18 protein-coding genes are annotated in these 22,633 nt (G+C 71.0%); 5 read left to right on the top strand and 13 right to left on the bottom strand.

Going from position 1 to position 22,633, the window contains the following annotated elements:
• Positions 1-9 precede the first annotated feature (9 nt).
• From LZF96_RS19855 to LZF96_RS19795, 13 genes are all read right to left on the bottom strand, one after another.
• On the bottom strand, positions 10-501 hold the full coding sequence (locus LZF96_RS19855) for a type II toxin-antitoxin system RatA family toxin (protein ID WP_233874509.1): 492 nt from the start codon (positions 499-501) through the stop codon (positions 10-12).
• On the bottom strand, positions 498-2,114 hold the full coding sequence (locus LZF96_RS19850) for an aldehyde dehydrogenase (RefSeq protein ID WP_233874506.1): 1,617 nt from the start codon (positions 2,112-2,114) through the stop codon (positions 498-500). The genes LZF96_RS19855 and LZF96_RS19850 overlap by 4 nt, the downstream gene beginning before the upstream one ends.
• Positions 2,115-2,452: 338 nt before the next feature.
• Positions 2,453-4,804: an amino acid adenylation domain-containing protein gene (locus LZF96_RS19845; RefSeq protein ID WP_233874504.1), complete on the bottom strand. Its 2,352-nt coding sequence runs from the start codon at positions 4,802-4,804 to the stop codon at positions 2,453-2,455.
• 167 nt (positions 4,805-4,971) lie between these two features.
• On the bottom strand, positions 4,972-6,096 hold the full coding sequence (locus LZF96_RS19840; protein WP_233874502.1) for a 3-deoxy-7-phosphoheptulonate synthase: 1,125 nt from the start codon (positions 6,094-6,096) through the stop codon (positions 4,972-4,974).
• Positions 6,097-6,209: 113 nt separating this feature from the next.
• Entirely contained in the window at positions 6,210-7,238 is a 1,029-nt protein-coding gene (locus LZF96_RS19835) for a ketoacyl-ACP synthase III family protein (RefSeq protein WP_233874500.1), read from the bottom strand.
• Between the two features lie 114 nt (positions 7,239-7,352).
• The gene (locus LZF96_RS19830) at positions 7,353-9,311 is read right to left on the bottom strand and encodes an anthranilate synthase family protein (RefSeq protein WP_233874498.1); all 1,959 of its coding nucleotides are present in this window, start codon (positions 9,309-9,311) and stop codon (positions 7,353-7,355) included.
• Entirely contained in the window at positions 9,308-10,036 is a 729-nt protein-coding gene (locus tag LZF96_RS19825) for an isochorismatase family protein (RefSeq protein WP_233874496.1), read from the bottom strand. The genes LZF96_RS19830 and LZF96_RS19825 overlap by 4 nt, the downstream gene beginning before the upstream one ends.
• 153 nt (positions 10,037-10,189) lie before the next feature.
• Positions 10,190-11,050 (bottom strand): 2,3-dihydro-2,3-dihydroxybenzoate dehydrogenase, encoded by an 861-nt coding sequence (locus LZF96_RS19820; protein WP_233874494.1) that lies wholly within the window; start codon positions 11,048-11,050, stop codon positions 10,190-10,192.
• The gene (locus LZF96_RS19815) at positions 11,047-12,582 is read right to left on the bottom strand and encodes an amidohydrolase family protein (RefSeq protein ID WP_233874491.1); all 1,536 of its coding nucleotides are present in this window, start codon (positions 12,580-12,582) and stop codon (positions 11,047-11,049) included. Before LZF96_RS19815 ends, LZF96_RS19820 begins: the two co-directional genes overlap by 4 nt.
• A complete protein-coding gene (locus tag LZF96_RS19810; protein ID WP_233874488.1) occupies positions 12,579-12,893 on the bottom strand; it encodes a phosphopantetheine-binding protein in 315 nt (104 codons plus the stop codon). The genes LZF96_RS19815 and LZF96_RS19810 overlap by 4 nt, the downstream gene beginning before the upstream one ends.
• A 6-nt stretch (positions 12,894-12,899) precedes the next feature.
• The gene (locus LZF96_RS19805; protein ID WP_233874485.1) at positions 12,900-14,600 is read right to left on the bottom strand and encodes a (2,3-dihydroxybenzoyl)adenylate synthase; all 1,701 of its coding nucleotides are present in this window, start codon (positions 14,598-14,600) and stop codon (positions 12,900-12,902) included.
• Positions 14,600-15,679 carry a ketoacyl-ACP synthase III family protein gene (locus LZF96_RS19800; protein ID WP_233874482.1) on the bottom strand — a complete coding sequence of 360 codons (1,080 nt, stop codon included), beginning with the start codon at positions 15,677-15,679 and terminating at the stop codon, positions 14,600-14,602. Before LZF96_RS19800 ends, LZF96_RS19805 begins: the two co-directional genes overlap by 1 nt.
• A complete protein-coding gene (locus tag LZF96_RS19795; RefSeq protein ID WP_233874478.1) occupies positions 15,676-17,022 on the bottom strand; it encodes a salicylate synthase in 1,347 nt (448 codons plus the stop codon). Before LZF96_RS19795 ends, LZF96_RS19800 begins: the two co-directional genes overlap by 4 nt.
• A 257-nt stretch (positions 17,023-17,279) precedes the next feature.
• Here LZF96_RS19795 and LZF96_RS19790 point away from each other — a divergent pair, with 257 nt between their 5' ends.
• From LZF96_RS19790 to LZF96_RS19770, 5 genes are all read left to right on the top strand, one after another.
• Positions 17,280-17,684 carry a VOC family protein gene (locus LZF96_RS19790; protein WP_233874475.1) on the top strand — a complete coding sequence of 135 codons (405 nt, stop codon included), beginning with the start codon at positions 17,280-17,282 and terminating at the stop codon, positions 17,682-17,684.
• A gap of 665 nt (positions 17,685-18,349) precedes the next feature.
• Positions 18,350-19,204: a siderophore-interacting protein gene (locus LZF96_RS19785; protein ID WP_233874472.1), complete on the top strand. Its 855-nt coding sequence runs from the start codon at positions 18,350-18,352 to the stop codon at positions 19,202-19,204.
• Positions 19,205-19,474: 270 nt separating this feature from the next.
• Positions 19,475-20,509: an ABC transporter substrate-binding protein gene (locus LZF96_RS19780; protein ID WP_233874469.1), complete on the top strand. Its 1,035-nt coding sequence runs from the start codon at positions 19,475-19,477 to the stop codon at positions 20,507-20,509.
• Entirely contained in the window at positions 20,506-21,531 is a 1,026-nt protein-coding gene (locus tag LZF96_RS19775; RefSeq protein ID WP_233874467.1) for an iron ABC transporter permease, read from the top strand. Before LZF96_RS19780 ends, LZF96_RS19775 begins: the two co-directional genes overlap by 4 nt.
• 140 nt (positions 21,532-21,671) lie before the next feature.
• Positions 21,672-22,598, top strand: coding sequence for an iron chelate uptake ABC transporter family permease subunit (locus LZF96_RS19770; protein WP_233874601.1), 927 nt, complete (start codon positions 21,672-21,674; stop codon positions 22,596-22,598).
• The last annotated feature ends 35 nt before the right edge of the window (positions 22,599-22,633 follow it).

Here is a 22,633-nt window from a genome sequence, read left to right as displayed (position 1 = left end):
ACCCGCGGGCTATGCCGCGATCAGGTCCTGTAGATGGTGTTCGCCGGCCGTGATCCGCGCGGGACCCCCGACGGCGGTGATGATTCGGTGAGCGGCCCGTACCAGCACCCGGCCGACGGCCGAGTCGATCGCACCCGCGAGGTGCGGAACGCCGGTGCGGTAGTGCACCTCGTAGTCGATCTCGCACCCCTGTGGCAGCTCCGTGACGGTCCAGGCACCCATCAGCTGCTGAAACTCGCCGCTGACCCGGAGGAACTCGATCCGGCGCGGTGTCTGTCCCCCCTCGCCCACAAGTCGGGTGCGCTGTGTCCAGGTGGCCGTGCCGCCGCGGAAGCCGAGCACCCAGGTGTGCGGGCCGGTGTCGGTGTCGGCGCCGTCGTCGGCGGGGGAGACGGACCGTATGTCGTCGGAGTACCTCGGGAACGCCTGCTGCTCGCGGAGCAGGCGCCACACCTCGTCGGCCTCGGCCGGGACGGTCGCGGTCAGCTTGCGGGTGGTCATGACCCCGGCTCCTTCTCCGCCGCCTGTGCGTCGGCGGGCACGTCGTGGGTGGGTCGTACGACACTGACCGCCTGGAGCCACGTCGTACGCAACATGGGATGACTCGCCTCGCCGAAGGCCCCGCCGGTCAGACCGGGACCGCCCTGGTTGGGCAGGAAGGGGACGAAGCCGCTGTGCGAGTCGTTGATCTTCAGAGTGCCGGCGTTGTGGATGTCGTCCAGGAAGCGCTGGATGGTCGAATTTTCCGTGGACCAAACGGAGTTGCGCAGTCCATAGGCGTTGGTGTTCACAAAGGACACCACTTGGTCGAGCAGGATGTCGTCCGGCGTACCGGCGTCGGGTACGACGATCGGCAGCAGCGGGAAGAACGTCTCGTCGCGCACGACCGACAGCGCGCGTGCGCCCGTCAGCCCGTCCAGCCGGACAATCGTGGGCTCGATGAAGAATCCGGTGTCCGACGGCGTACCGTCCACCTCCAACCGCCGACCGCCGTGGACGAGTCGGGCACCCATGCCGAGTGCCTCGGACAGGCAGCCGTAGAACCAGTCGGCGCCCAGGACGGGGGTCAGGACGACCCCGGGGTCCTCGGGGTAACCGGGGGTGATCTCCCGGGTCGCCGCGACGAGGCGGTCCGTGAGCTCGTCGGCGATGGCCGGATGGGCGATGACCTGATTGGGCACGTTGCAGATCTGGCCGGAGTTCAGGAAGAACTGGGTGATGCTCTGCACCGCGGTGTCCAGATCGGCGTCATGCCAGACCACACAGCAGTCGTTGCCGGCCAGTTCCAGGATCGGCTTCTTGCCGGCGGCGATGGCGTTCCGCTCGAACTCCATGCCCTTGACGCTGCCGCCGAAGTAAAGGATGTCGTCCACGTGTTCGCTGGCCAGCCAGGCGTCGAGCATGGGTGGGCCGCAGAACGCGTTGAGCGTGCCGGGCGGCGCGCCGATCTCCTCCAGTACCGGTGCCACGACTTCCCGCATGGCGTACATGCAGCTGAGCGCGACGCCGCGGGGTGCCCGTACCACGACGGTGTTCCCCGCGATGAGGGTGGCGAGGCCGTTGAGCGCGTTGACGGTGGCGGCGTTCTGGGGCGGGTTGATGCACACGACGCCGTCGGGCAGTCGTCGCAGGATCATTTCACGGTCGCCGTCGTACCGGCGGAACTCCATTTGCTCGGCGCAGAATTCGAGTGTCTGGGCGCTCCAGCTGGTAAACGGAATGCCGGTGAGCATACCCACTGCCGCCGATCGGGGGGTCCCCTCCGCGACCAGAATCTCCACCAGCGGATCGAGATGCTCCAGCAGTCGACGGGCGATCATCCGGGCCGCCTTCAGCCGGTCGGCGAGAGGCACCCTGCGCCACTGCGGCGCCGCCTCGGCGGCGGCCTTCAGCGCCTGTTCCGCCATCGCCTCATCGGCCACGACACAGGCCCCGACCGCACGACCCGCGGCCATGTCCGGGGTGACGACGCCGAGGTCGAGATCCTGCTTGAGCCCCAGGCTGGGGAAGGTGTCGTCGATCAGAGCACGTGCCGTGACGGTGTGGACGAGCCGGGCGTCGTCCCCGGTGACGTCCCGGCCACCGATGTAGGCCGGGTATACCCCGAACTTCATGCAACCTCCTTCAATAATTCCGGACACGACCGAATTCCGCACATGACGCGTCGAACAAAGAATCTCGAGCGAAGAGTTGGGAACGATGCCGTCCGAACACGGCTGACTTCACAAAATCTAGGCCGGCGGATCCCCCGGATGCGGAGGAGCGGAAAGAGAATCACTTATCGAAGTGATGCCCGGGCGCACCGCGCCCATCGACACACCGAACGGCATCGTGCCGTGCGGCGCCGCACCGAGCCGCCGTACGGCACCGGTCGGCCGACGCTCGCGCGCCCGGCGCGCGGTGGCTCTCCCGCCGCCGGAGCGGCGGAGCGAGCCACCGCGTACCCACCGGGTCAGCTCGCCGGGGTGGTGACGGTGCGGTCCACCAGGCTCGCCATCGCGGCCACCGTCGGCTGGTCGAAGAGATCAATGATCTCGATCTCCACCTCGAACCTCTCCCGCACCAGCCGGGTCAGTCGCGAGGCACGCAGTGAATCCCCGCCCAACTCGAAGAAGTTGTCGCGAACGCCGATCCCCTCCAGCTCCAGGATCCTCGCCCACAGCGATCGGATCGCCTCCTCCAGCTCCCCGTCGGGTTCCTGGTACGGGGTGTCCACATCGGGACGGGAGCGCGGCGGCTCGGGCAGGGCGGCCCGGTCGATCTTGCCGTTCGTACTGGTGGGCAGTCCGCCGATGACGTACGCGGCCGGCACCATGAAAGACGGCAGTCGCTGTGCCAGTCCACGACGCAACTCCCTTACGGTCGGAGCGGGTTCGGTGTCGGGCTCCAGGTACGCGGTCAGCTGGACGTCGCCCTGGCCGTCCTGGCGGGCGAGTACCGCGGCCTGTCGGACACCGGGCAGCCCGGTCAGTACGACCTCGATCTCGCCGAGGTGCACCCGGTTGCCACGCACCTTGATCTGGTTGTCGGCCCTGCCGACGATCTCGATGCTGCCGTCCGGCCAGTAGCGGGCCAGATCACCGGTCCGGTACATCACCGGGTGGGTGTCCGGGGCGATCGGGTTGTCGATCCACTTCTCCGCGGTGGCCTCGGGGCGGCCCAGATAGCCGGCCGACAGGCTGACCCCGGCGATGCACAACTCTCCGACCGGGCCCGGCGGAAGCGGACGCAGCCGCTCGTCCAGGACATAGCTGGTGACGTTGGTGGTGGGGCGGCCGATCGGCGGCAGTCGGCGGGCCCTGCCCTGCTCGCCGAGTCGCTCCCCGAGTTCGGTGAGGTCGCAGGCGGCGACGACGGTGGCCTCCGCCGACCCGTACAGGTTGATCAGCCGAAACGGCAGGCCGGTGGGTGGCCAGGACTGGATGCGTTCACCGCAGACCCGGATGTTCTCCAGCGGGGCGTCCCGCGGCCACTCGAGTCGCCACAGCCGCTCGGCCATCGGCTTCATCAACAGGGTGGTGGTGATGCCCTCCCGCAGGAACCACTCCTGGAGCCGGTGCTCGGAGGAGACCACCGAGACGTCCGGGATGTGCACGGTGCCGCCGCGGGCCAGCACCGGGAAGCACTCGACCTCGATCATCCCGTAGCCGGGGGCGGCCAGCCAGGTGCCTTGGGACCCGCTGTCCATCCCGCAGAGTTCGGCCATGCTGTGGATCAGGTTGCGGGCTGCGCCGAAGCGCACCATGACCGCCTTGGGGGCGCCGGTCGAGCCGGAGGTGTAGCAGATGTGAATCAGGTCGTCGGCAGCCACACGGCGGTTGATCCCGACGGTCGGTTCGGTCCGCCAGTCGTCGGTGTCGAGCGAGATCACCGGGGCGTCGCCGGCGACCTTCGCCTCGTGCGCGGAGAGCGTCAGCACGGCGGCGGCCGAGGCGTCCCCGATCATGAACCGGATGCGGTCCTCGGGGAACTCGTTGTCCAACAGGATCGCCGCACAGCCCAGCTTGAAGCAGGCCAACTGGGCGATCAGGCTCTCCGCGCTGCGCGGGAAGCACACCCCGATCCGTTCGCCCGCGCTGATGCCCCTGGCCGCGAGTCGGTGAGCCAACTGATTGGCCTGTTCGTCGAGTTCGCGGTAGGTGAGCCGCTTGCCGGGAAGGATGACCGCGACCGCGTCCGGGGTGCGACGGGCGGTCTCGGCGACCAACTCGTGGAAGAACGGGTCCGCCACGGACCCCGCGGTGTCGTTCCACTCCACCAGGATTCGGTGCAACTCGGCCTCGGTGAGCAGCGCGATGTCGCCGACCGTGCCCGTCGGCTCGGCGGCCAGGGCGGCGACGATCCGCTCCAGGTGCGTGGCGTACTGGTCAGCCGCGGAGGCATCGAACTCCTCATCGTCCAGAGCGAGTTCCAGGCCGATGTCGGTGGCGGACAGGGTCAGCGCGGCGAGCGCGCGGGAGGGACCCGGGGTGGTGTCGACCACCGCGTGCGCGGGCCGTCCGGTGTTCTCCCTCCCGGTAACGGTTGCCTGTGAGGCGGCGGTGACCAGCTCCCGCGTGGTGATGTCATCGGTCACCCGGAGCGGGAGCGGGTCCACCACGCCCGGTTGCCGCTGTCGGCCTATCAGCAGATCGGTCTCTCCGGTGTAGCGGTGCACGAGCGCGGCGAGCGCGGCGATCGCGTACGCCTCGGGCCGCGCGGCGACCGGTGCGGGGGCGGCGATGACGCGGCGGTGCAACGCACCGGACCGGTCACCACCCGGCACACGGGCCAGGGGTAGTGACGAACTTGTCGTAAGAGCCACGGCGTTGGTTCCTTTCGGGTCTGCGGGTCTGCGGATCGGATCGGGGTCGTACGGGGGCGGGGGCCGGGCCGGCGAGGGGCGGAGGCGTGCGCACGCCCTCCGGGGAGGAGACGGTGTGTCCATCCGTCCACCGGGCGCCGGCCGGGCCCTCGCCGCACCGGAATCGCTCAGCCGGCGACACGCACTCCCTCTCGGCGGGCCGTGACAGCGTCGGCCAGGCCCTGGACCATGCCGATCGTGGTCGTCCAGTCGACACACGCGTCGGTCACGCTCTGCCCGTAGGTGAGCCGGTCCGTACGGCCCAGCGGGAGGTTCTGCCGGCCGGGCGCCAGGAAGCTCTCGATCATGACGCCGGCGACCCCGCGCTCACCCGCGGCGATCCGCTGCGCGAGGTCGGTGATGACCAGCGGCTGCCGCTCGTGGTCCTTGTTGCTGTTGCCGTGACTGGCGTCCACGATCAACTGCTGCGGCAACTCGGCTTCGGCCAACCGCGCGAGCGCGTCGGCAACCGGCCCACGGCCGTAGTTGGGACCGTCCCCGCCGCCGCGCAGGACGACATGGCCGTGCGGGTTGCCCCGGGTGGTCGTCACCACGGCCCGGCCGTCGCCGTCGAGGCCGGGGAAGACGTGGGCGCCGGCCGCGGAGACGATCGCGTCCACCGCGTCGGCCACTCCGCCGCCTGTGGTGTTCTTGAAGCCGATCGGCATCTCGAGACCGCTGGTCATCTGCCGGTGCACCTGGCTCTGGACCGTACGGGCGCCGATCGCGCCCCAGGAGACGGCGTCGGCGAGGTAGGACGGCACCAGCGGGTCCAGGAACTCGCAGGCGACCGGCAGTCCGGAGTCGGTGATCCGTGCCATCAGTCCGCGCGCGAGCCGCAACCCGCCGGGCAGATCGTGCGTACCGTCCAGCTGCGGGTCGCTGAGCAGCCCTTTCCAGCCGGTTCTGGTGCGCGGCTTCTCCACGTACACCCGCATCACGAGCAGTAGTTGGTCGCGGGTTTCCTCGGCCAGCGCGGTCAGGCGCGCGGCGTAGTCGAGGGCGGCCTCGGGGTCGTGGACGGAGCAGGGACCGGTGATGACGACGAGTCGATCGTCCTCGCCGTTGAGGATCTGCGCGATGTCCCTGCGGGCCTTGGCCGTGGTCTTGCGGGCGACCGCGGACAGGGGCAGCTGCGCCCGCAGCTCGTCGGGGGTGGGCAGCAGGTCGGTGGGGGTCGGGGTCGAGGATCGTCTCGTCCGGGGCCCGGGGCTCAGCGGCCCGGGGGACAGGTACGCGGTGTCGAGGCTCATGTGGTCTCTTCCGTTCCTTGGACGGGTGGTGCGGGACAGGTGTGCGCCACCGGGCGACCGGGCGACCGGGAGGGGATGCCGATCCCGGTGGGTGCGCCGGCTGTGTGACCCGGTCAGAGGCCGTCCGCCGTGAGGACGGCGGCGGAGAAGGTGAACCCCATACCGGTGCCGAGCACCAGGACGCGGTCGCCGGTGTTCAGCAGCTCGTTCCGGAGCAGGTGGTCGAGTCCGTACAGCTGGTCGCAGGGGCCGAGGTGGCCGATGGTGAGGCCGAGCTCCTGCAGGGTGTTGCGTGGGCGGAGGTCGGTCATGGTGCGGACGAAGCTGTCGCGGTAGAGCGTGCGGCCGACGAACGGCGTCAGGAACCAGTCGACCTCGTCGGGGCCGACCTCGGCCTCCGCCAGCGCCCGGCCGACCACGGCCCGGGTGCACTCGGCGGTCCTGGTGAACACGTCCTTCAGCGAGACCTCACCGGTGGCCAGGAACTCCCGGGTGCGACGCCGCATATCGGGCTGCCGCCCCTCGGGGGCGGTACGGAACGGCTCCGCGCCCCGCGACAGGCCCTCCAGCACGGTGTCGGTACGGCTCGCCAGAGACCGCAGCCGCATCCGCCCGACGTCACGGGTGACCACCCCGGCCGCGGCGCCGTCGCCGAAGACCATGCCGGGGGAGGTGTACCAGCGGTCGGCGGGTGGGGCGAAGCGATCCGCCATGGTGATCAGCGCGGACGGTACGTCGGGGCGGGCGGCCAGGGTCGCGGCGGCCACATCGAGGGTGGCCAGCGAACCGTTGGACCAGGCGTTCACCGTCATCGGCATCGTGTCGAGCGTGCTGCCGAGCAACTCCCGGGCGATCCAGCAGGCGGCCGGCCACATCTCGATGCCCTGGAAGTGCCCGTGGCTGTGCAGGTGCACCGTGTTCGGGCCGACACCAATCCCCCGTTCCCGTGCCTCCTTGATGGCCAACCGGCCTGCTGTCACCGCCATTTGGGGTGGGGCCTCCTCGGAGCGCGCGTAGCTGGTCATGCCGGTGCTCTCGGCGGCGTCGGGGGAGTACGACCCGTCGGCCACCGCCGCCGCGACCGGTTCGAGGGCGCCGAGGGTGCCTCCGGTGCCGGCGATCCAGATGTTGTCGAAGCGCATCGGACGGTTCCTTCCGGGACGCGTCGACCGACGGGCCGACGAGAGGGAGTGGCGCTGGGGGCGAGGGGTGCCGATCACGGCCGGCGGAGCGTGGTGGTGTTACCGATGAAAACGCTATGCAGGTATCATCGTCGGAGCAACAGACGTTTGATTACCGGCAGTTGCCTCTTCAAGTAGTGCCGCGAGCAGTTCGCCCAGCAGCTCGGGGCCGCGCTGCGTCAGTACCGACGCCGGGTGGAACTGCACCGAGGCGAAACCCGGTCCGCGCAGCGCGTGCACCTCGCCGCACGGCTCCCGGTACACCCGCACCACGCCCTCGCGCTGCGGACATGCGAAGGTGTCCCGCCGGCTGTGCGCGGCGAAGGTGTTGTAGAAGCCCACCGGCTCACTGCGACCGAAGCACTCGATCGTGCGCTGTACGCCCTGGCTGGGCACCGCGCGCCGCACCAGTGGCAGTCCCAGCAGCGTGCTGAGTACCTGGTGTCCCAGGCAGACGGAGAGGAACGGTACGCCCCGGCGAAGGAGTTCGGTTGTCACCGCACGCAGCCGAGCGATCTTCGGGTCACTCGGCTCCCGCGGGTCGCCGGGTCCGGGGCCCACGATCACCACGTCGTACGCGCCCGGATCGAACGGTTCGTCATGACGCCGTACATCCACCCGGGGCCCCTGCGCCTGGAGCACGTGCCGGGCCATCGCGGTGAACGCGTCCTCCGCGTCGATCACCAGCACCCGACGGTCGACCAGCGATGGCAGCGGCCGGGACCGCCGGTGCGGTTGTTCGAACCAGAAGCCGGCCAGTGGCGCGTTCCGCGCGACCAGGGCGGTGGCCACCGCGGGGTGCGCGGCCAACGACCCCCCGCTGCGCCGGACCGGCCCTTCGCCGCCGACCGGGGCCCGCAACGCCTCGATCAGCCCGGCCGCCTTCGCCCGGGTCTCCTCGGCCTCCCCGGCCGGATCGGAGTCCCGTACGAGGGTCGCGCCCACGGGGATGCGCACCCGCCCCTCCGGGTCGATCTCGGCGGTACGGATGAGGATGACCGAGTCCATCCGACGGGCGCCCCTCTCGTCGCGGCCGATCAGCGCCGCGACCCCGGAGTAGTGGCCCCGGCCCTCGGGCTCGTGGCGGCTGATCACCTCGCAGGCGCTCTCCAGCGGACCGCCGGTGACCGTGGGAGCCAGTAGCGTCTCCCGCAGGATCTCCCGCGCGTCCAGCGAACTGTGCCCCTCGATCAGATACTCCGTGTGCGCGAGCCGGCCCATCTCCTTCAGCCCCGGACCGGTCACCCGACCACCCAGGTCGCACACCCGACCCATCATCTTGAGCTCCTCGTCCAGCACCATGTAGAGCTCGTTGGCCTCCTTGGAGTCGGCGAGGAAGGCGAGCACCTCGTCCGGGTCGGGGCCCTGTTCCGGATAGCGGTAGGTGCCGCTGATGGGGTTCATCACCAGGCGGGAGGCGTCCAGGCTGACGTGCCGCTCCGGTGAGGCGCCCACGAACGTGCGGTCACCGGTGTACACGAGGAACGACCAGTGGCTGCCGGGGTCGCGACCGGCCAGGCGACGGAAGAACGACAGCGCGGTATGGGTCGACCAGTCGGTGACACGCGCCAGGAACGAGCGTTTGATGACGAAGTTGGCGCCCGCGCCCCGGCCGATCTCCTCGGTGAGCACGCGTCGTACCCGCGCCGCGTACTCCTCGTCGTCGGCGTCGAAGTGACCCTCGTCCACGTCGATCGGCAGATCCGGCAGCCGGGCCAGGACCTCGTCGAACGGCAGCACCGCCTGCTCGTCCACGCGCAGGGTGAGCAGCGGGGCCCCGTCGTCCGGGTGGGCGAATCCGCGCTCGCGGATCTGCCGATAGGGCAGCAGGGCGAGCACGTCGTGCCGGGCACCGGTACCCGTGTGCGGGCCCGTCTCCGGCAGGGGTATGTCCGCGATCAGCTCGTGTGCGTCGATCTCCCCGATCAGCAGGTCGATCTTCCCCGGATCGGTCGCGCCCGGCCGGTGCAGCAGTGCGAAGGGCGGCGGGTCGGTGCCCAGCACCCGGGACAGCGGCGAGGAGGTCTCCCTCATGAGCCGCTCCCCTGGTGCGCGGCAACCACGGCAGGCTGCACGGAGGGCGGTTGGGCACCGCGCCGGCGTGCGGCCGGCTCCAGGGCGGTGAGTACCGCGCGGGTCGGCAGCGTCACCGAGCAGCGGCCCGCGACGTACTCCAGGGTCCTTCGGTGGTATTGGGCGGAGAAGTCCGCGATCGCGTCGCTCACCACGAAGGTCTCGATGTCGTGCGAGAACCCCTCGTGTGCGGTCATGAGGATGCCGACGTGCGCGTACACCCCGCAGATCACCAACTGGTCGCGGCCCAGCTTCCGCATCAACTCCCGCAGCCCGGTCCGGCAGAAGGCGCTGGGCCGCCACTTGGTGAGCACCGTGTCCCCGGGGGCCGGGGCGATCCGATCGGGGATCGCGCGCTCCCCCTCCTCGGAACCCATGCCCGTGCCCCAGATGTCCTTGAGCAAGCCGCGTTCCTCGTTGCTCATGCCGCCCGGCTGCGCGGTGTAGACGACGGGCGCGCCGATCGTCGCGAACCGCTCGCGCAACGCCCGGGTGTTGTTCATCAGGTCCGTCAACGGCTGTCGGCCCGTGGCCGGCCGGTCGTATCCGAACGGGTTCAGGAAGTAGTGCTGCAGGTCGTGGACGAGTAGTACCGCACGGTCGGGGTCGACCGTCCAGGGCGCGATGTTGCGCGGGAGCTCGTCCTCCCTGGGCATGGGATACGCGTCGATCATGGGTATGGCCATCGTGGACTCCGAAAGATCGAAGGGGATACGGGTCCCGGCGCCGCCGGCGCGGGCCGGAGGCGTGTCACCGGGTCGGGCGGTCGGGTGGTGAAGCCGATGGCTTCGGGCCGTCGGCTCGGCGTGCGGGGGCAGGGGCGGGGTTGGGACAGTCCGTCAGGCGCCGAGCGCGGCGCCACCGTCGACCACCAGGTCGTGCAGGGTGATGTGCGAGGCCTGCTCGGAGAGCAGGAAGAGCACCGCGTGCGCGATGTCCTCGGGCTGGGCGAGCCTGCCGAGCGGAATTCCCGTCCGGTACGTGGCCGGCGACCCCTCGACGGAGTGCCGGGCCGCTCTCCGTACGGCGTCACCGTCCGGGCCGCCCGCGTACAGCGAGGTGAGCATCGCCGTCTCGGTCGAGCCGGGAGCGACGACGTTGCAGCGGATGTTGTGCCGGGCCAGTTCCAGGCCCAGGGTGCGGGTGAAGCTGGTCACCGCGGCCTTGGACGCCGCGTACGCGGCCATGTCCCAGCGCGGGACCCGCGCCGCGTTCGAGGCGACGGTCACCACCGCGCCCGAGCCGCGCCGTACCATTCGCCGGGTGACGGCCCGGCTGACGTGGAAGACCCCGCCGACGTTGACGTCGAAGGTCAACTCCCAGTCCTGGTCGCTGTATTCGAGGACCGCGCCGGACCGCAACACGCCGGCCGCGTTCACCAGATAATCCAGCGGACCCAGTTCGCTCTCGGCACGCTCCACGGCATGGTCGACCAGGGCACTCGAGCGTATGTCCACAGCGAGAGCCAGCGCCCGACCCGCCTTCTCCTCGAGTTCCTTCACCAGCACATCCAGTGCCGCCCGGTCGGTGTCCAGTGCCGCGACCCCGACCCCGGCCTGTGCCAGCGCGCGGGCCACGGCGGCGCCGATCCCGCCCGCGGCACCGGTCACCAGCGCCGTACGGCCGCCCGGTACCGGGCCGTCGCGGCCGGTCACCTCGTGTGCGGGGTCGGCCGCCGTGGTGGGGGATACCGTCGTCATGATGCCTCCATCCTTCCGTTCCGCTGTGCCGCGACCGCCCGGCGGCGGCTGTGCAGGGATTCCGCCCGCCGTGCCAACTGCGCCCGGACCGTCTCGGCGGGGACGCCCAGGCAGCGCACCGTGAAGGAGGACAGCGCCTCCAGGTACTCCGCCTCCAGCACTTCTTCGTCCAGCCGGATGGAGCGGCCGTCCTCGATCAGGACCCGGCCGGCGACGAGCACCGTGTCGATGTCCATCGATCCGCCGAGTGAGAGAAAGCCCTCCAATGGGCGGGGGTTGAGCAGATAGCGCCAGTCGTCGGTCCGCACCAGCAGGAGGTCGGCCTGCTTTCCCGGCTCCAGGCTGCCGATACGTTCGCCCAGGTCCAGGCCGCGTGCGGGCAACCTGGTGGCCATTGCCAGGGCGTCGGTCGGCAGTATCTCGGTGGGATCGGCGTACATCTCGTTGTAGTGCTGCCACACCGCCCGCATCGCCTCCGGCATGCCACCCAGCGGCAACGCGGCACCGTCCGTCGACACCGACACGTCGAGACCCGCCCGCCGAAACTCCGGGATCATCCGGGTCTCCGAGACGGTGGACTCACCGGCCTGGCCGTACTTGGCGGGCGAGTGGCTGATGTGTGCGTCGGCATCGATCAGCAGTGCCCGCTCCCCGGGGTCGGCGAAGCCGCAATGCACCGCCATGAACCGCTCGGACAGCAATCCGGCCTCGGCGAACCGGCGCACCGGCGTGGCTCCGTAGTAGGCGAGCATCACGGCTGCCTCGTTGCGCAGCGCTCCCACGTGGGTGGCGAACGGCACGTCGTAGCGTGCGGTCAACTCGGCCAAACCGCAGGCGAGTTCATCGGTCATGTTGGTGCCGTAGACGGCGGTGGGCCAGGCCCGTACCAGGCCCCGGGGCTCGGCGGCGCAATCCTCCAGCAGTTCCTCGATGCGCTGTAGCTCCAGATCGGTGTCCCGGGTGCGGGTGTAGCGACTGTCTCCGGGAGCGCACACCGCGTCGGCAGCCCAGGTGCTCACGGTGCAGCGCATTCCCAGTTCCCGGGCGGCCTGCGCCAGCGCCCACGGCTGGTTCAGCGAGCCGACATCACCCAGCGCGGTGACACCGGAGCGCAGTTGGGTCCACATCGAGTAACGGGCGATGGCCAGTGCCTCGTCGGGCAACAGCCGGTCGACATGGTCGTGGAAGGCGTCGAAGGCGACGGAGATCTGCGGGACATCGCCCCCCAGGGCCATGAACACGGGCTTGTCGTCCCGGTCGGACGCGGGCCGCAACGCCCCCTTGAACGGAAAGCGCATGGCGAACATCTCGTGCCAGTGCGCGTTGACGAAGCCGGGCAGGATCATCCGGTCTCCCGCCTCGATGGTGCGCAGCCCGGCCCGCTGCCGTGGCGTGATCGCCGCCTCGACCTCGGCCAACGGCCCCGCCGCGATCACCTTCCGGCCCTCGATGAGTACCGCACCGCCCGGAATGACCCGGGCGGCGGCATCCGCGGGGTAGAGCACGCCACCGCGGATCAGCAGAGCGCTCATGTCGACACCCCCGGGGCACGGGCGGCCCAGACCGCGTCCAAATGCCGCTGCCAGGCCGCCAGCGTCGGGGCGGCGGTCAGCTCGGCGAAGTCGGCGGGTACGCCCTGCCGGCGCCAGCGCGTGACCAGCCGCATCATCTCCAACGAGCCCAGACCGAGATGGACCAGATGGGCATCGTCGGGTACCTCCTGCGGGGTCACTCCGAGCATTCCGGCGACCGCCTCCCGCAGCTCCTGAGCGGAGAGCGGAGCGGTACGAGGTCGGGCCCCGGATCGATGAGTGCTCTTGACGGAAGAAGAGTCGGCGGTCATACGGCTTCACCTTTTCGTCGTGGACGGGGCCGCCGGCGGACCGGCGGTCCCGGCCGGCTCCCAGTCACGGGACAGCGTCGGATCGGCGGCGGCCGCCGCCAGAACCTTCTTGTCGATCTTCCCGAGCGGCGTCAGCGGCAGCCGGGCCACGTATTCGGACCGATCGGGCAGCTTGAACTCGGCCAGCCCGCGCTCCTGCAGGGTCGCCTTCAAGACGGCCAACGGCGGCTGCCTCTCCCGGCCGACGAGGAACGCGTAGATCCGCTCGCCCAAGAACTCGTCGGGCACCGGCACCACCGCCGCCGCCGAGATCCCGGGAACGGTCGCCAACTGCGCCTCCACCTCACCGGCCGCGATCTTGTCGCCGCCGCGGATGACGACGTCCTTGATCCGCCCCTCGACCACGAGCCGTCCCTCGGGGGTCAGACTGGCCAGGTCACCGGTGCGGTAGAAACCGTCCTCGGTGAAGGCCCGGGCATTGTGCTCCGGCGCCCGGTAGTAGCCGCGCAGCGTGTACGGGCCGCGCGTCACCAACTCGCCGGTCCCACCCGTGGGCACCGGATTTCCGTGCCCGTCGACGATCAGTACCTCGTCGGCCTCGGACACCGGTCGGCCCTGGGTGTGCAGTACGGAGTGGGTGTCGTCATCCAGCCGGGACATCGTCAGCAGCCCTTCGGCCATCCCGAAGACCTGCTGCAGCCGGCACCCCAGCTCGGGCGTGATCCGCGCGGCCAGCTCCGGTTCCAGCCGGGCCCCGCCGATCTGGAGCACCCGAAGACTCGACAGGTCCGCGTCCGACCACTCCCGCTCCTCCAGCCACAGCCGTGCCACCGTGGGCACCACGGACGTCAGCGTCACCCGCTCCCGCTCGATGAGCCGGAAGCAGTCATCCGCCGTCGGATCGGGTGCCAGGACCACGGTGCCGCCACCGGACAGCGTGCCGATCACCCCGGGGCAGCCCCAGACGAAGTTGAACTCCACCGGCAGCGCGGCCAGATACACCGTGTCCCGGCCCAGCCCGACCAGCTCCGCGACCGTACGGGTCTGGTACGCGTAGTCGTCGTGCGTCCGGGGGATGAGCTTGGGCAGCGCGGTCGTGCCACCCGAGAGCAAGAAGAACGCCACATCGGAGGGGTCGGCCCCCGGCAGTGGCCGCGGCTCCGCGTCGACCCGACTCAGCGGTACGACCAGGCCGTCGCCGTCTTCCGCCTCGGCCCCGGGATCCCCGTCCGTGTCGAGAACGAACACCTTGGTCAGCGAGGGAAGCTCAGCGGCGATCCGCCGTCCCAACGCCGTGTGGTCGAAGCCTCGGAAGACCCCGGGCACCACGTATCCCTTCGCCTCCGACAGCTCGCACAGGTGTCGTATCTCCTGCGCACGGTGCGAGGCGAGCGAGAAGACCGGCTTCGCGCCCATCCGGAACAGCGCGAAGGCGACCTCCACGAACTCCGGAACGTTGGGAAGTTGGAGCACGATCCGGTCCCCCGGCCGTATCCCCGCCCGGACGAACCCGGCCGCCCGCCGGTCGATCCGGTCCGCCAACTCGTTGAAGTCGATTCGCCGTTCTCCGGCGACCAGCGCGGTATCCGTGCCGTACGCCCGCGCCCAGGCGCGCGGCAGCGAGCCCAGATCCGTACCGCTCCAGATCCCTTCGCGGCGATAGCGCGCGGCTGTCCCGGCGGGCCATGGTGTGCAGTCCTCGAGCATCACTGTCGTCTCTCCTCACCCGGGGTGTCGTGTGCGATCTCGTCGTACTCGGCGGTGATCTCCAGAACCGCGCAGGCGACCTCCATGCCCGGGCCGGCCGCGAGCAGCAGCACGTGATCACCGGGCGATACCTCACCCCTGGTCCACAGCCGATCCAGGCCGATGAACGGGTCGGCCGCGCCCACATGGCCGATATCGCGGGTGAACTCCCAGGTGCCGATGTCCGGTTCGAGGTCCAGGGGGTCGAGATAGATGCTGTACAGCGCCCCCTCGGCGTATCCGGTGTGGCAGATCCGGGCGAGCTTCTCCGGCTCCGTACCGGCCTCCGCCACGACCCGGCCCACCGTCTCGGCGACCACCTCGCCGAAGTGGACCGGGGGTCCCGCGGCCCCCTGCTCCCACTGCCGGCGCAGAAAGGCGCTGCGTTCCTCGAAGTTGAGCGATCTGCCGACCGTGATACCGGGCGGGAAGAGCTGTTCACCGGCGCGGTGCAACTCCTCCAGCACAGGTGCCGAGGCCGCCCCGATCGAGAGCAGCCGGGCGAAACCGGGTCGCCGGGACACCACCGCGGCCGCCCCGCCGTCGGCGAGCAGGAAGAGCTTCGAAGAGTTCCAGCGGTCCACCACTTCCGCCGAGAAGTTGTCGGCGGAGGTGAGCAGTACCGCGTCCGCCGACGGGTCCGCGACCAACCGGTGCGCGGCCGCTTCCAGGGCGACCAGCATTCCCAGGCACCCGGGGCCGATCTGCGCGGCGCTGATCGGCCGATCGATCGTGTGCCGCAGTACGTAGTGCGGCGCGGACCAGCCGTCGGGCCCCTGGTGGTAGGTGGCGCAGTGCAGCAGCGCACCGTAGTCGTCCGCCGTCAGCCCGCTCGCCGTCGCCCGCCGTACCGCGGTCTCGGCGGCCCATACGGCCATGTCGGGCGCGGGCACCGCACCGGCGACCCGTACCGCCCGCATCCCGGAGGACTCCCGCCGGGCGGGGTCGTACCAGCCCCGGGCCACGGCCTCCTCGGTACGCACCGCCTCCGGCAGCCAACTGCCGACGCCCGCCAGGTGGACCTCGGCCTCGACCTTCACGAGCGTGTCCCCGCGTCGGCCGGCACCAGAAAACGGGCGACGCTGTCGAGTTTCTCGCAGGTCTCCTCGAACTCCCGCTCGGGAGTGGAGTGCCCGACGATCCCGGCACCGGCCCGCAGCCACGTACGGCCGTCCCTGCGATACGCGCTCCGCAGTACCAGAGCGGCGTCCATCGCCCCGCTGTGGTCCACGGTGAGCACCGCCCCGCTGTACAGCCCGCGCGCCTCCGGCTCGTGCCGGCGTATCGACTCGTACGCGGCCTCCTTGGGCACGCCCGAGGCGGTCACGGCCGGGAACACCGCGCCGAACGCGTCCCACGCCTCGCTGCCGGGCGCGAGCCGGCCGGCGACCCGGGAGGCGAGGTGCTGCACGCTGCCGCGCTCCCGGATCGTCATGAACTCCGGTACCTCCACGGAGCCCTCGACGCACACGTCCAGCAGCTCGTCCGCCCCGGTCTTGACCGAGATGGCGTGCTCGTAGACCTCCTTCGGCGAGCCGAACAGATCCGCCCGCAGACTCTCGTTCACCAGCATGTCGCCGGTCAGCGCCCGGGTACCGGCCAGCGGCTGGCTGACCACCCGGCCGTCCTCGGAGACCTGGACGACGATCTCGGGGCTGAAGCCGATCGCCTCGGTACCGTCGAGGTTGAGCAGGAACGACCGGGCGGGATTGTTTCCCCGGCGCCCGGCCACGTAGGTGGCGGTCAGGTCGATCTCGTCGGGGACCTCGACGATCCGGGACAGGATCACCTTGTGCAGTTCACCCGCGTTGATCGCGTCGACCGTGCGGCGGACCGCCTCCCGGTACTGCGTACCGTCGGTGGCGTACACGTCCAGCGGCCTCGTCCCGCGCACGACTTCGGGTGTACGGGTGACCACGGTGTCCACCAGGGCGTCCAGGGTGACCTGGTCGGAGGCGCGCAGCAGGGCGTGCCCGGTGCCGAAGCGGACCTCGGCCCTGGGCACCACCAACTGCATCAGCCGGCCGGTGCCGAGGTGGGCACGGTCGCCGCCTTTGGCGTAGGACAGTTCGAATGCGGTCCAGCCGTACGCCCGCCAGTGGGGCACCTCGACCTCGGCGAGCAGCTGGGAGACCAGCCGCAGCGGCTGGTCGCTCCACGGCAGCCCGGAGTCGGGCAGCCCCTCCTGGGTGAGCCGGGCGCCGTCCCGGTCCAGGGTGAGTTCGGCGCGGACTCCGCCCGCGTAGGACCAACTCCCGTGGTTCTCGTAGATGACGTACGACTCGTGCAGACCCGAGTCGGCGAGACGTGCCGCGATGAGCAACGGGTCCTCGGAGAGCGGCAGCCGGGTTTCGTAGTAGTGACGTGAAGCGGTGGCGATCATCTGGGGTCCCTCTCGTGGGGTTGTTACCTTCAAAAAGATTACGGAGGTAACATCTCCGGAGCCACGAGCAGCCGATCAGCGCTACTGATCGGAGTGGCAAGCCCCGGGTGTGCCACCGGGGACGGACCGTGCCGCCAGCCCGGTCGCCCCCCGCGCCCCCGCGGCGGTGGGTCGTAACCGATGTGTCCACGCGGCGTTAGGCATCACGCGCCGTCACCCGACCAGCGGCGCCGACCGCTACAGATGAGGAGCACCCCGTGCTGCGAGGACTGAGCACCGTCAGGTTCCACGTCGAGGACCTGGACGCCGCGAAGCAGTGGTACACCGAACTGCTCGGCGTCGAGCCGTACTTCGAACGTCCCGGATATGCCGAGTTCCGCATCGGTGACTACCGGCACGAGCTGGGGCTGATGGACAGCAAGCACCTCCGGGACCTCGGTGACCACGGCACCGGCGGTGCCGGTGGCCCCGTCGTCTACTGGGCCGTGGACGATGTCCGTGCCACCGTGGCGCGACTGCTGTCCCTCGGTGCCCGGGAGCACGAGTCGATTCGCGAATTCGGTGAGGGCTTCGTCGCCGGCTGCGTCACGGACCCCTTCGGGAACGTTCTCGGTGTCATGGAGAACCAGCACTACCTGGAGGTCCTCGCCTCCCGCGGCTGACCCCCGTCCCTCACCCCGAAGTCCTCGGGGTGGGTGTCGCCCCCACATCACCCGATCGTGCGCGCGAAGGGCCGGCGGCGGTCGGGAGTCATTCCGGCTCCGGCCCGGCCGGCGTGCCCGGTGGGAGGAGGGGGTCGTGGAATGCTCGGCGCGACCCCTGATCAAGGAATGACGCGTCGATGCCCGGTGGGCACGTGACCGAGACCCGTCGGCCCCGCCGCGATAGGGGTCCGGCGGGGCGTCCGCGCGGGGGCGGTCGATCCAATCGATGTGTGAGCGGGTCAAGTGCTCGGCGGGCAGAACAACGTGACGTCGTGTGAGGTGGTGCCACTTCACCCTCGATGGCGAGGTCTTCGCTCATGGCGCCTCTTGTCACATGCTCCCACCTACGGTTAGGTTAGCCTTACCTGGCTTATTCGAGGGAGGGTGCATGTCGGCCCGGGACGCAGGGCTCGTGGGATCGGCGCCCCCGGCCGCCGATGACGATCCGGACGGTTCGGTCGACCCCCGGGGTCGACCACCCGGACGGGGCACCCACCCCACTTCCGACGCGACGGACGCCGCACCGGCGGCGCCGACCCCCGCAGGAGCGACCCGATGAACCGGACCCCGTTGTCCGAGTGTGCCCGAATCCGCCACGCGGCGTCCCCGGCGGGGGGTGCGGCGTGATCCGGGAGGACCACCGCCACCGCCACCTGGACCGGATCGCCGAGGTCCGGGCGGGCCGGACCGCCGAGAAGGTGGGCTACCCGATCCGCGTGCGCGAGGCCGAGGTGGTGCGCACCGGCATGGTCGGTGCCGGACTGTTGCGACTGACGCTGGGCGGGAAGGGCGCCGAGGGGTTCGAGGCGCACGCCCCGGACGAGCACGTGAAGCTGCTCTTCCCCGAGCCCGACGGCTCGTTGCGGCTGCCCGAGCCGAACGGGCTGATGCTGCGCTGGCCGCGCCCCTCGCCCACCTCGAGGGAGTACACCGTGCGGCGCCACGACCCGGTGGCGGGGGAGATCGACATCGACATCGCCCTGCACGACGGTGGCCTCGCCTCGGAGTGGGCGCGGTTGGCGCGGCCGGGGACCGTGGTGCACGTGGCGGGGCCGCCCGGCGGGCTGATCGTCCCGCACTCCTACGACCGCTACCTGCTCGGCGGTGACCTCACGGCGCTGCCCGCGATCGCGCGATGGCTGGAGGAATTGCCCCTTACCGCGCGCGGTTGGGCGTTCGTCGAGGTCGCCGACGCGGATGAGGAGATCGACCTGTCCGCGCCCGGGGGCGTCGAGGTGCGCTGGCTGTACCGGGGCGATCGCCCGGCGGGAGTCGGGACGGCGCTGGCGGACGCCATGACGGCGGTGACCGTCCCGGAGGGCGAGCGGGTGTACGTGTGGGCGGCCGGCGAGGCGGGGCAGCTCAAGCCGTTGCGCCGCTGGGTTCGCGACGAGTTGCGGCTGCCGAAGGGGGACCACGACATCACGGGCTACTGGAAACGCGGCGTCGCCGACTTCGACGACGACCACGAGCACTGACGCGCCGCCGGGCGCGGACGGGGCACCGGTGACCCGAGGAGCCGTCGAGGACCCCGCCGGCGCGTCGTCGTGGCGCCGGCGGGACACCCGGCGCCGGCGAAGCGTGGCCGAAGTACCCGGCACCACTCCGACACACCGACCGAACCACCGGGTGGGCGGGTTCGGAACGCACGACCCGCCCCACCCGGGCACGTCGCCATCACCATCGAGTAAAGTAAGCCTTACCTAAGTTCTTGGCTCAACGCCGCCGCAGGAAAAGGGAGTTTTCGCATGTCCATACGCAGATCCGCGGTTCTGGCCGGTGCCCTGGCACTCACCCTGGGCCTGACCGCCTGCGGCGGTTCCTCCGACGCCGAGGCCGAGGGCAACGGCACCACCGACAACACCGAGGCCCCCGAGGGCAACGGCTCGGACGAGACCCGGGTGTTCGCGGCGGACAACGGTGACATCACCATCCCCGCCGACCCGCAGCGCGTGGTCGCCACCGGCTACGCCGTGCCCGCCCTCATCGAGGCCGGTGCCCCGCTGGTCGGCATCTCCTCCTGGCAGCGCGGCGAGCCGATGATGAGCGAGGAGGACCTCGCCACCTACCAGGAGATCCCGCAGATCGCCGGTGAGCTGGCGGCCGAGACCAACTACGAGGCGATCGCCGAGGCCGACCCCGACCTGATCGTCATCGGCGTGCCCGCCCCGGTCCTCGGCGACCTCGACCTCGACCGGCTGGAGTCCATCGCCCCCGTCGTGGCGATCGGCCCGACCGTCCCGTCCGCGTGGCGCGAGCTGTCCCGGCAGCAGGCCGACGCCGCCAACTCGCTGGAGCGGTTCGACGAGGTGCAGGCCGAGTACGAGGCCGCCGCCGCCGAACTGGCCGAGAAGTACGCGGACGTGCTGCCCGACCTGGAGCTGGGCCACGTCGGCGCCTACGGTGAGGTCGCGGGCGGCACCTTCCAGCGCGAGTTCGGTGGCTCCTGGGGCACCAACGTCGCCGAGGACATCGGCGCCTCGTACTACGGCGAGGTCAAGGAGCCCGGCCCGGGTTCGCGCGCGGTCAGCGAGTACCCCTCCATCGAGGAACTCCCCGACGCGTTCGCCGACGCCGACGCCATCACCTACACCGTGAACGCCGACGGCAGCGTCCCCGAGACGGTGCAGTACGTCATGGACTCGGAGTTGTGGAAGAACCTGCCCGCCGTCGAGGCCGGGATGGTCTTCCCCGTCCGCTACACCGAGGCCGCGACCTACCGTCAGGCGACGATGGCACTCGAGGCGCTCGACGAGTCGTTCGCGCCGCTGCTGGACCGGTGACGACCGCCACGACCCGGAAGTCCCCATCGGCGGGCACCGGGCGGGAGCTGCCGCGGTTCGGCCTGCTGATCGGCGGGCTGGTGCTGCTGGTCGTCGTCGCCGTGCTGAGCATCGGCATCGGCGCCCGCCCGGTCCCGCCCGCCGAGGTCGTGCGGGCGCTGCTGGACCACCGGGGAACCGACGACCACGTGATCGTGCGCGACATCCGGCTGCCCCGCGCGCTGCTCGCGGTCGTGGTCGGCGCGGCGCTGGCCGTGGCCGGCGCGCTGATCCAGACGATGACCCGCAACCCGTTGGCCGAGCCCGGCATCCTCGGCGTCACCGCCGGCGCCGGGTTCGCCATCACCCTCGGGTCGGCGTTCGGACTGGCCGCCGGCCCGGCGGGCACGATGGGCTTCGCGATCCTCGGCTCGGTGCTCGCCGCGCTGCTGGTCGCCTCGGTCGGCCGGCACTCGCCGCTGCGACTGGTGCTCACCGGCGTGGCCCTGACCGCCGTGCTGACCGGCATCGCGCTGGGCCTGCGACTGATGAACCCGGGCGTCTTCGACGTCTACCGGTTCTGGTCGGTCGGCTCGCTGGCCGCCCGCGAACAGGCGCCGGTGCTGGTGCCGGTGACCACCGTCGTCGTGGCGCTGGTCGGCGCGCTGCTGCTCAGCCGCTCGCTCAACGCCCTGGCCCTGGGGGAGAACGTGGCGCACACCCTGGGCGCCCGGGTGAACCGGATCCGGGGCGCGGTGCTGTTGCTGGTCACCGTGCTCAGCGGGGCGGCGACGGCGCTGGCCGGACCGATCCTGTTCGTCGGCCTGATGGTGCCGCACCTGGTCCGCCGGGTCGCGGGCGGTTCGGTGCCGTGGCTGTTGATCCTCTCGATGCTGGTGGGCCCGATCCTGCTGTTGATCGCCGACATCGGCTCGCGGGTGCTGTTGACCACCGGTGAGGTGCCGGTGGCGATCGTGACCGCGTTCCTCGGGGGTCCGATGCTGATCTGGGCCGTCCGCCGCTACGGGGCGGGGTCGCTGTGACAGAGCTGCGTGAACCGCCCGTGACCCGCGAACCGCGCGACAGGTCCCGCCGGTCCGAACCGCGCGACCGCCCCCGCCGGCCGCGCGTGCGCGTCGAGCCCCGCACCGCGGTGCTCACGGTGGTGCTCCTGGTCCTGGCGATGGGTCTGTCCCTGGTCGGGCTGTGCTTCGGCGCCTCCTGGTCCACCCCCGGCGAGGTCTTCGCCGTGCTGTTCGGACCCGAGGACTCCGTGGTGATCGTGGAGTGGCGACTGCCGCGCGTGACGGCCGCGCTGGCCTTCGGCGTCGCGCTGGGACTGGCCGGGGCGATCTTCCAGAACCTCACCCGCAACCCGATGGGCAGCCCGGACGTGATCGGGCTGGACACCGGCTCCTACACCGGGGCGCTGTTCGCCATCACCGTGCTGGCCGGCACCTCGGGACAGCGGGCCCTGGCCTCGGTGGTCGGCGGGTTGGTGGTGGCCGCCGCCATTTACCTGCTCTCCTCCAAGGGGGGCTTCTCCGGCCTGCGGCTCGTGGTGATCGGTATCGGCGTCAACGCCATGATGACCGCCGTCAACTCCTGGATCGTGCTGCGCGCCGAACTGGAGGTGGCCATCGCCGCCGTGGGCTGGAGCGCGGGTTCCCTCAACGGCGTGGGCTGGCACCACCTGTGGCTGCCGTTCTCGGTGATCGCCGGGCTGTTGGTGCTGCTGGTCAGCCGGGCGCACGCCATCCACCAGACCTCGTTCGGCGACGCGATCGCGGTGACCACCGGGGTCCGGCTGAACCGGCTGCGGCTGCTGATGGTGCTGATCGGCGTCGGTTGCACGGCCACGGTGACCGCCGTCGCCGGGCCGATCGCGTTCATCGCGCTGGCCGCCCCGCAGATCGGCCGCAGGCTGGCCGGCGCCGCCGGCGTGCCGCTGCTGCCGGCCGCGCTGACCGGAGCCGTGCTGCTGCTCGGCGCCGACCTGATCGCGCAGGCGCTGCTGGCGCCCGTCGCCCTGCCGGTCGGTGTGGTGAGCACCGCGATCGGCGGTTGTTATCTGATCTGGCTGCTGACCAGGGAGGTGAGGCGGACATGACCGCACACCCGACCGCCCGTCCGATGGAACACCCA

Origin of the sequence: Streptomyces sp. ST2-7A (assembly GCF_021390475.1) — a bacterium.
In the GTDB taxonomy this organism is placed as follows: Bacteria; Actinomycetota; Actinomycetes; order Streptomycetales; family Streptomycetaceae; genus Streptomyces.
The sequence above is the reverse complement of the archived record's forward strand: the minus strand, read 5'-3'. Positions and strand labels throughout refer to the sequence as shown.

What these genes read in the sequence shown, in the direction of transcription:
- LZF96_RS19770 (WP_233874601.1), top strand. Translation starts at nt 21,672, where the DNA reads ATGGGTCTGTCCCTGGTCGGGCTGTGCTTCGGCGCCTCCTGGTCCACC.
- LZF96_RS19815 (WP_233874491.1), bottom strand. Translation starts at nt 12,582, where the DNA reads ATGAGCGCTCTGCTGATCCGCGGTGGCGTGCTCTACCCCGCGGATGCC.
- LZF96_RS19795 (WP_233874478.1), bottom strand. Translation starts at nt 17,022, where the DNA reads ATGATCGCCACCGCTTCACGTCACTACTACGAAACCCGGCTGCCGCTC.
- LZF96_RS19830 (WP_233874498.1), bottom strand. Translation starts at nt 9,311, where the DNA reads ATGAGGGAGACCTCCTCGCCGCTGTCCCGGGTGCTGGGCACCGACCCG.
- LZF96_RS19825 (WP_233874496.1), bottom strand. Translation starts at nt 10,036, where the DNA reads ATGGCCATACCCATGATCGACGCGTATCCCATGCCCAGGGAGGACGAG.
- LZF96_RS19820 (WP_233874494.1), bottom strand. Translation starts at nt 11,050, where the DNA reads ATGACGACGGTATCCCCCACCACGGCGGCCGACCCCGCACACGAGGTG.
- LZF96_RS19855 (WP_233874509.1), bottom strand. Translation starts at nt 501, where the DNA reads ATGACCACCCGCAAGCTGACCGCGACCGTCCCGGCCGAGGCCGACGAG.
- LZF96_RS19805 (WP_233874485.1), bottom strand. Translation starts at nt 14,600, where the DNA reads ATGCTCGAGGACTGCACACCATGGCCCGCCGGGACAGCCGCGCGCTAT.
- LZF96_RS19780 (WP_233874469.1), top strand. Translation starts at nt 19,475, where the DNA reads ATGTCCATACGCAGATCCGCGGTTCTGGCCGGTGCCCTGGCACTCACC.
- LZF96_RS19850 (WP_233874506.1), bottom strand. Translation starts at nt 2,114, where the DNA reads ATGAAGTTCGGGGTATACCCGGCCTACATCGGTGGCCGGGACGTCACC.
- LZF96_RS19835 (WP_233874500.1), bottom strand. Translation starts at nt 7,238, where the DNA reads ATGCGCTTCGACAACATCTGGATCGCCGGCACCGGAGGCACCCTCGGC.
- LZF96_RS19810 (WP_233874488.1), bottom strand. Translation starts at nt 12,893, where the DNA reads ATGACCGCCGACTCTTCTTCCGTCAAGAGCACTCATCGATCCGGGGCC.
- LZF96_RS19840 (WP_233874502.1), bottom strand. Translation starts at nt 6,096, where the DNA reads ATGAGCCTCGACACCGCGTACCTGTCCCCCGGGCCGCTGAGCCCCGGG.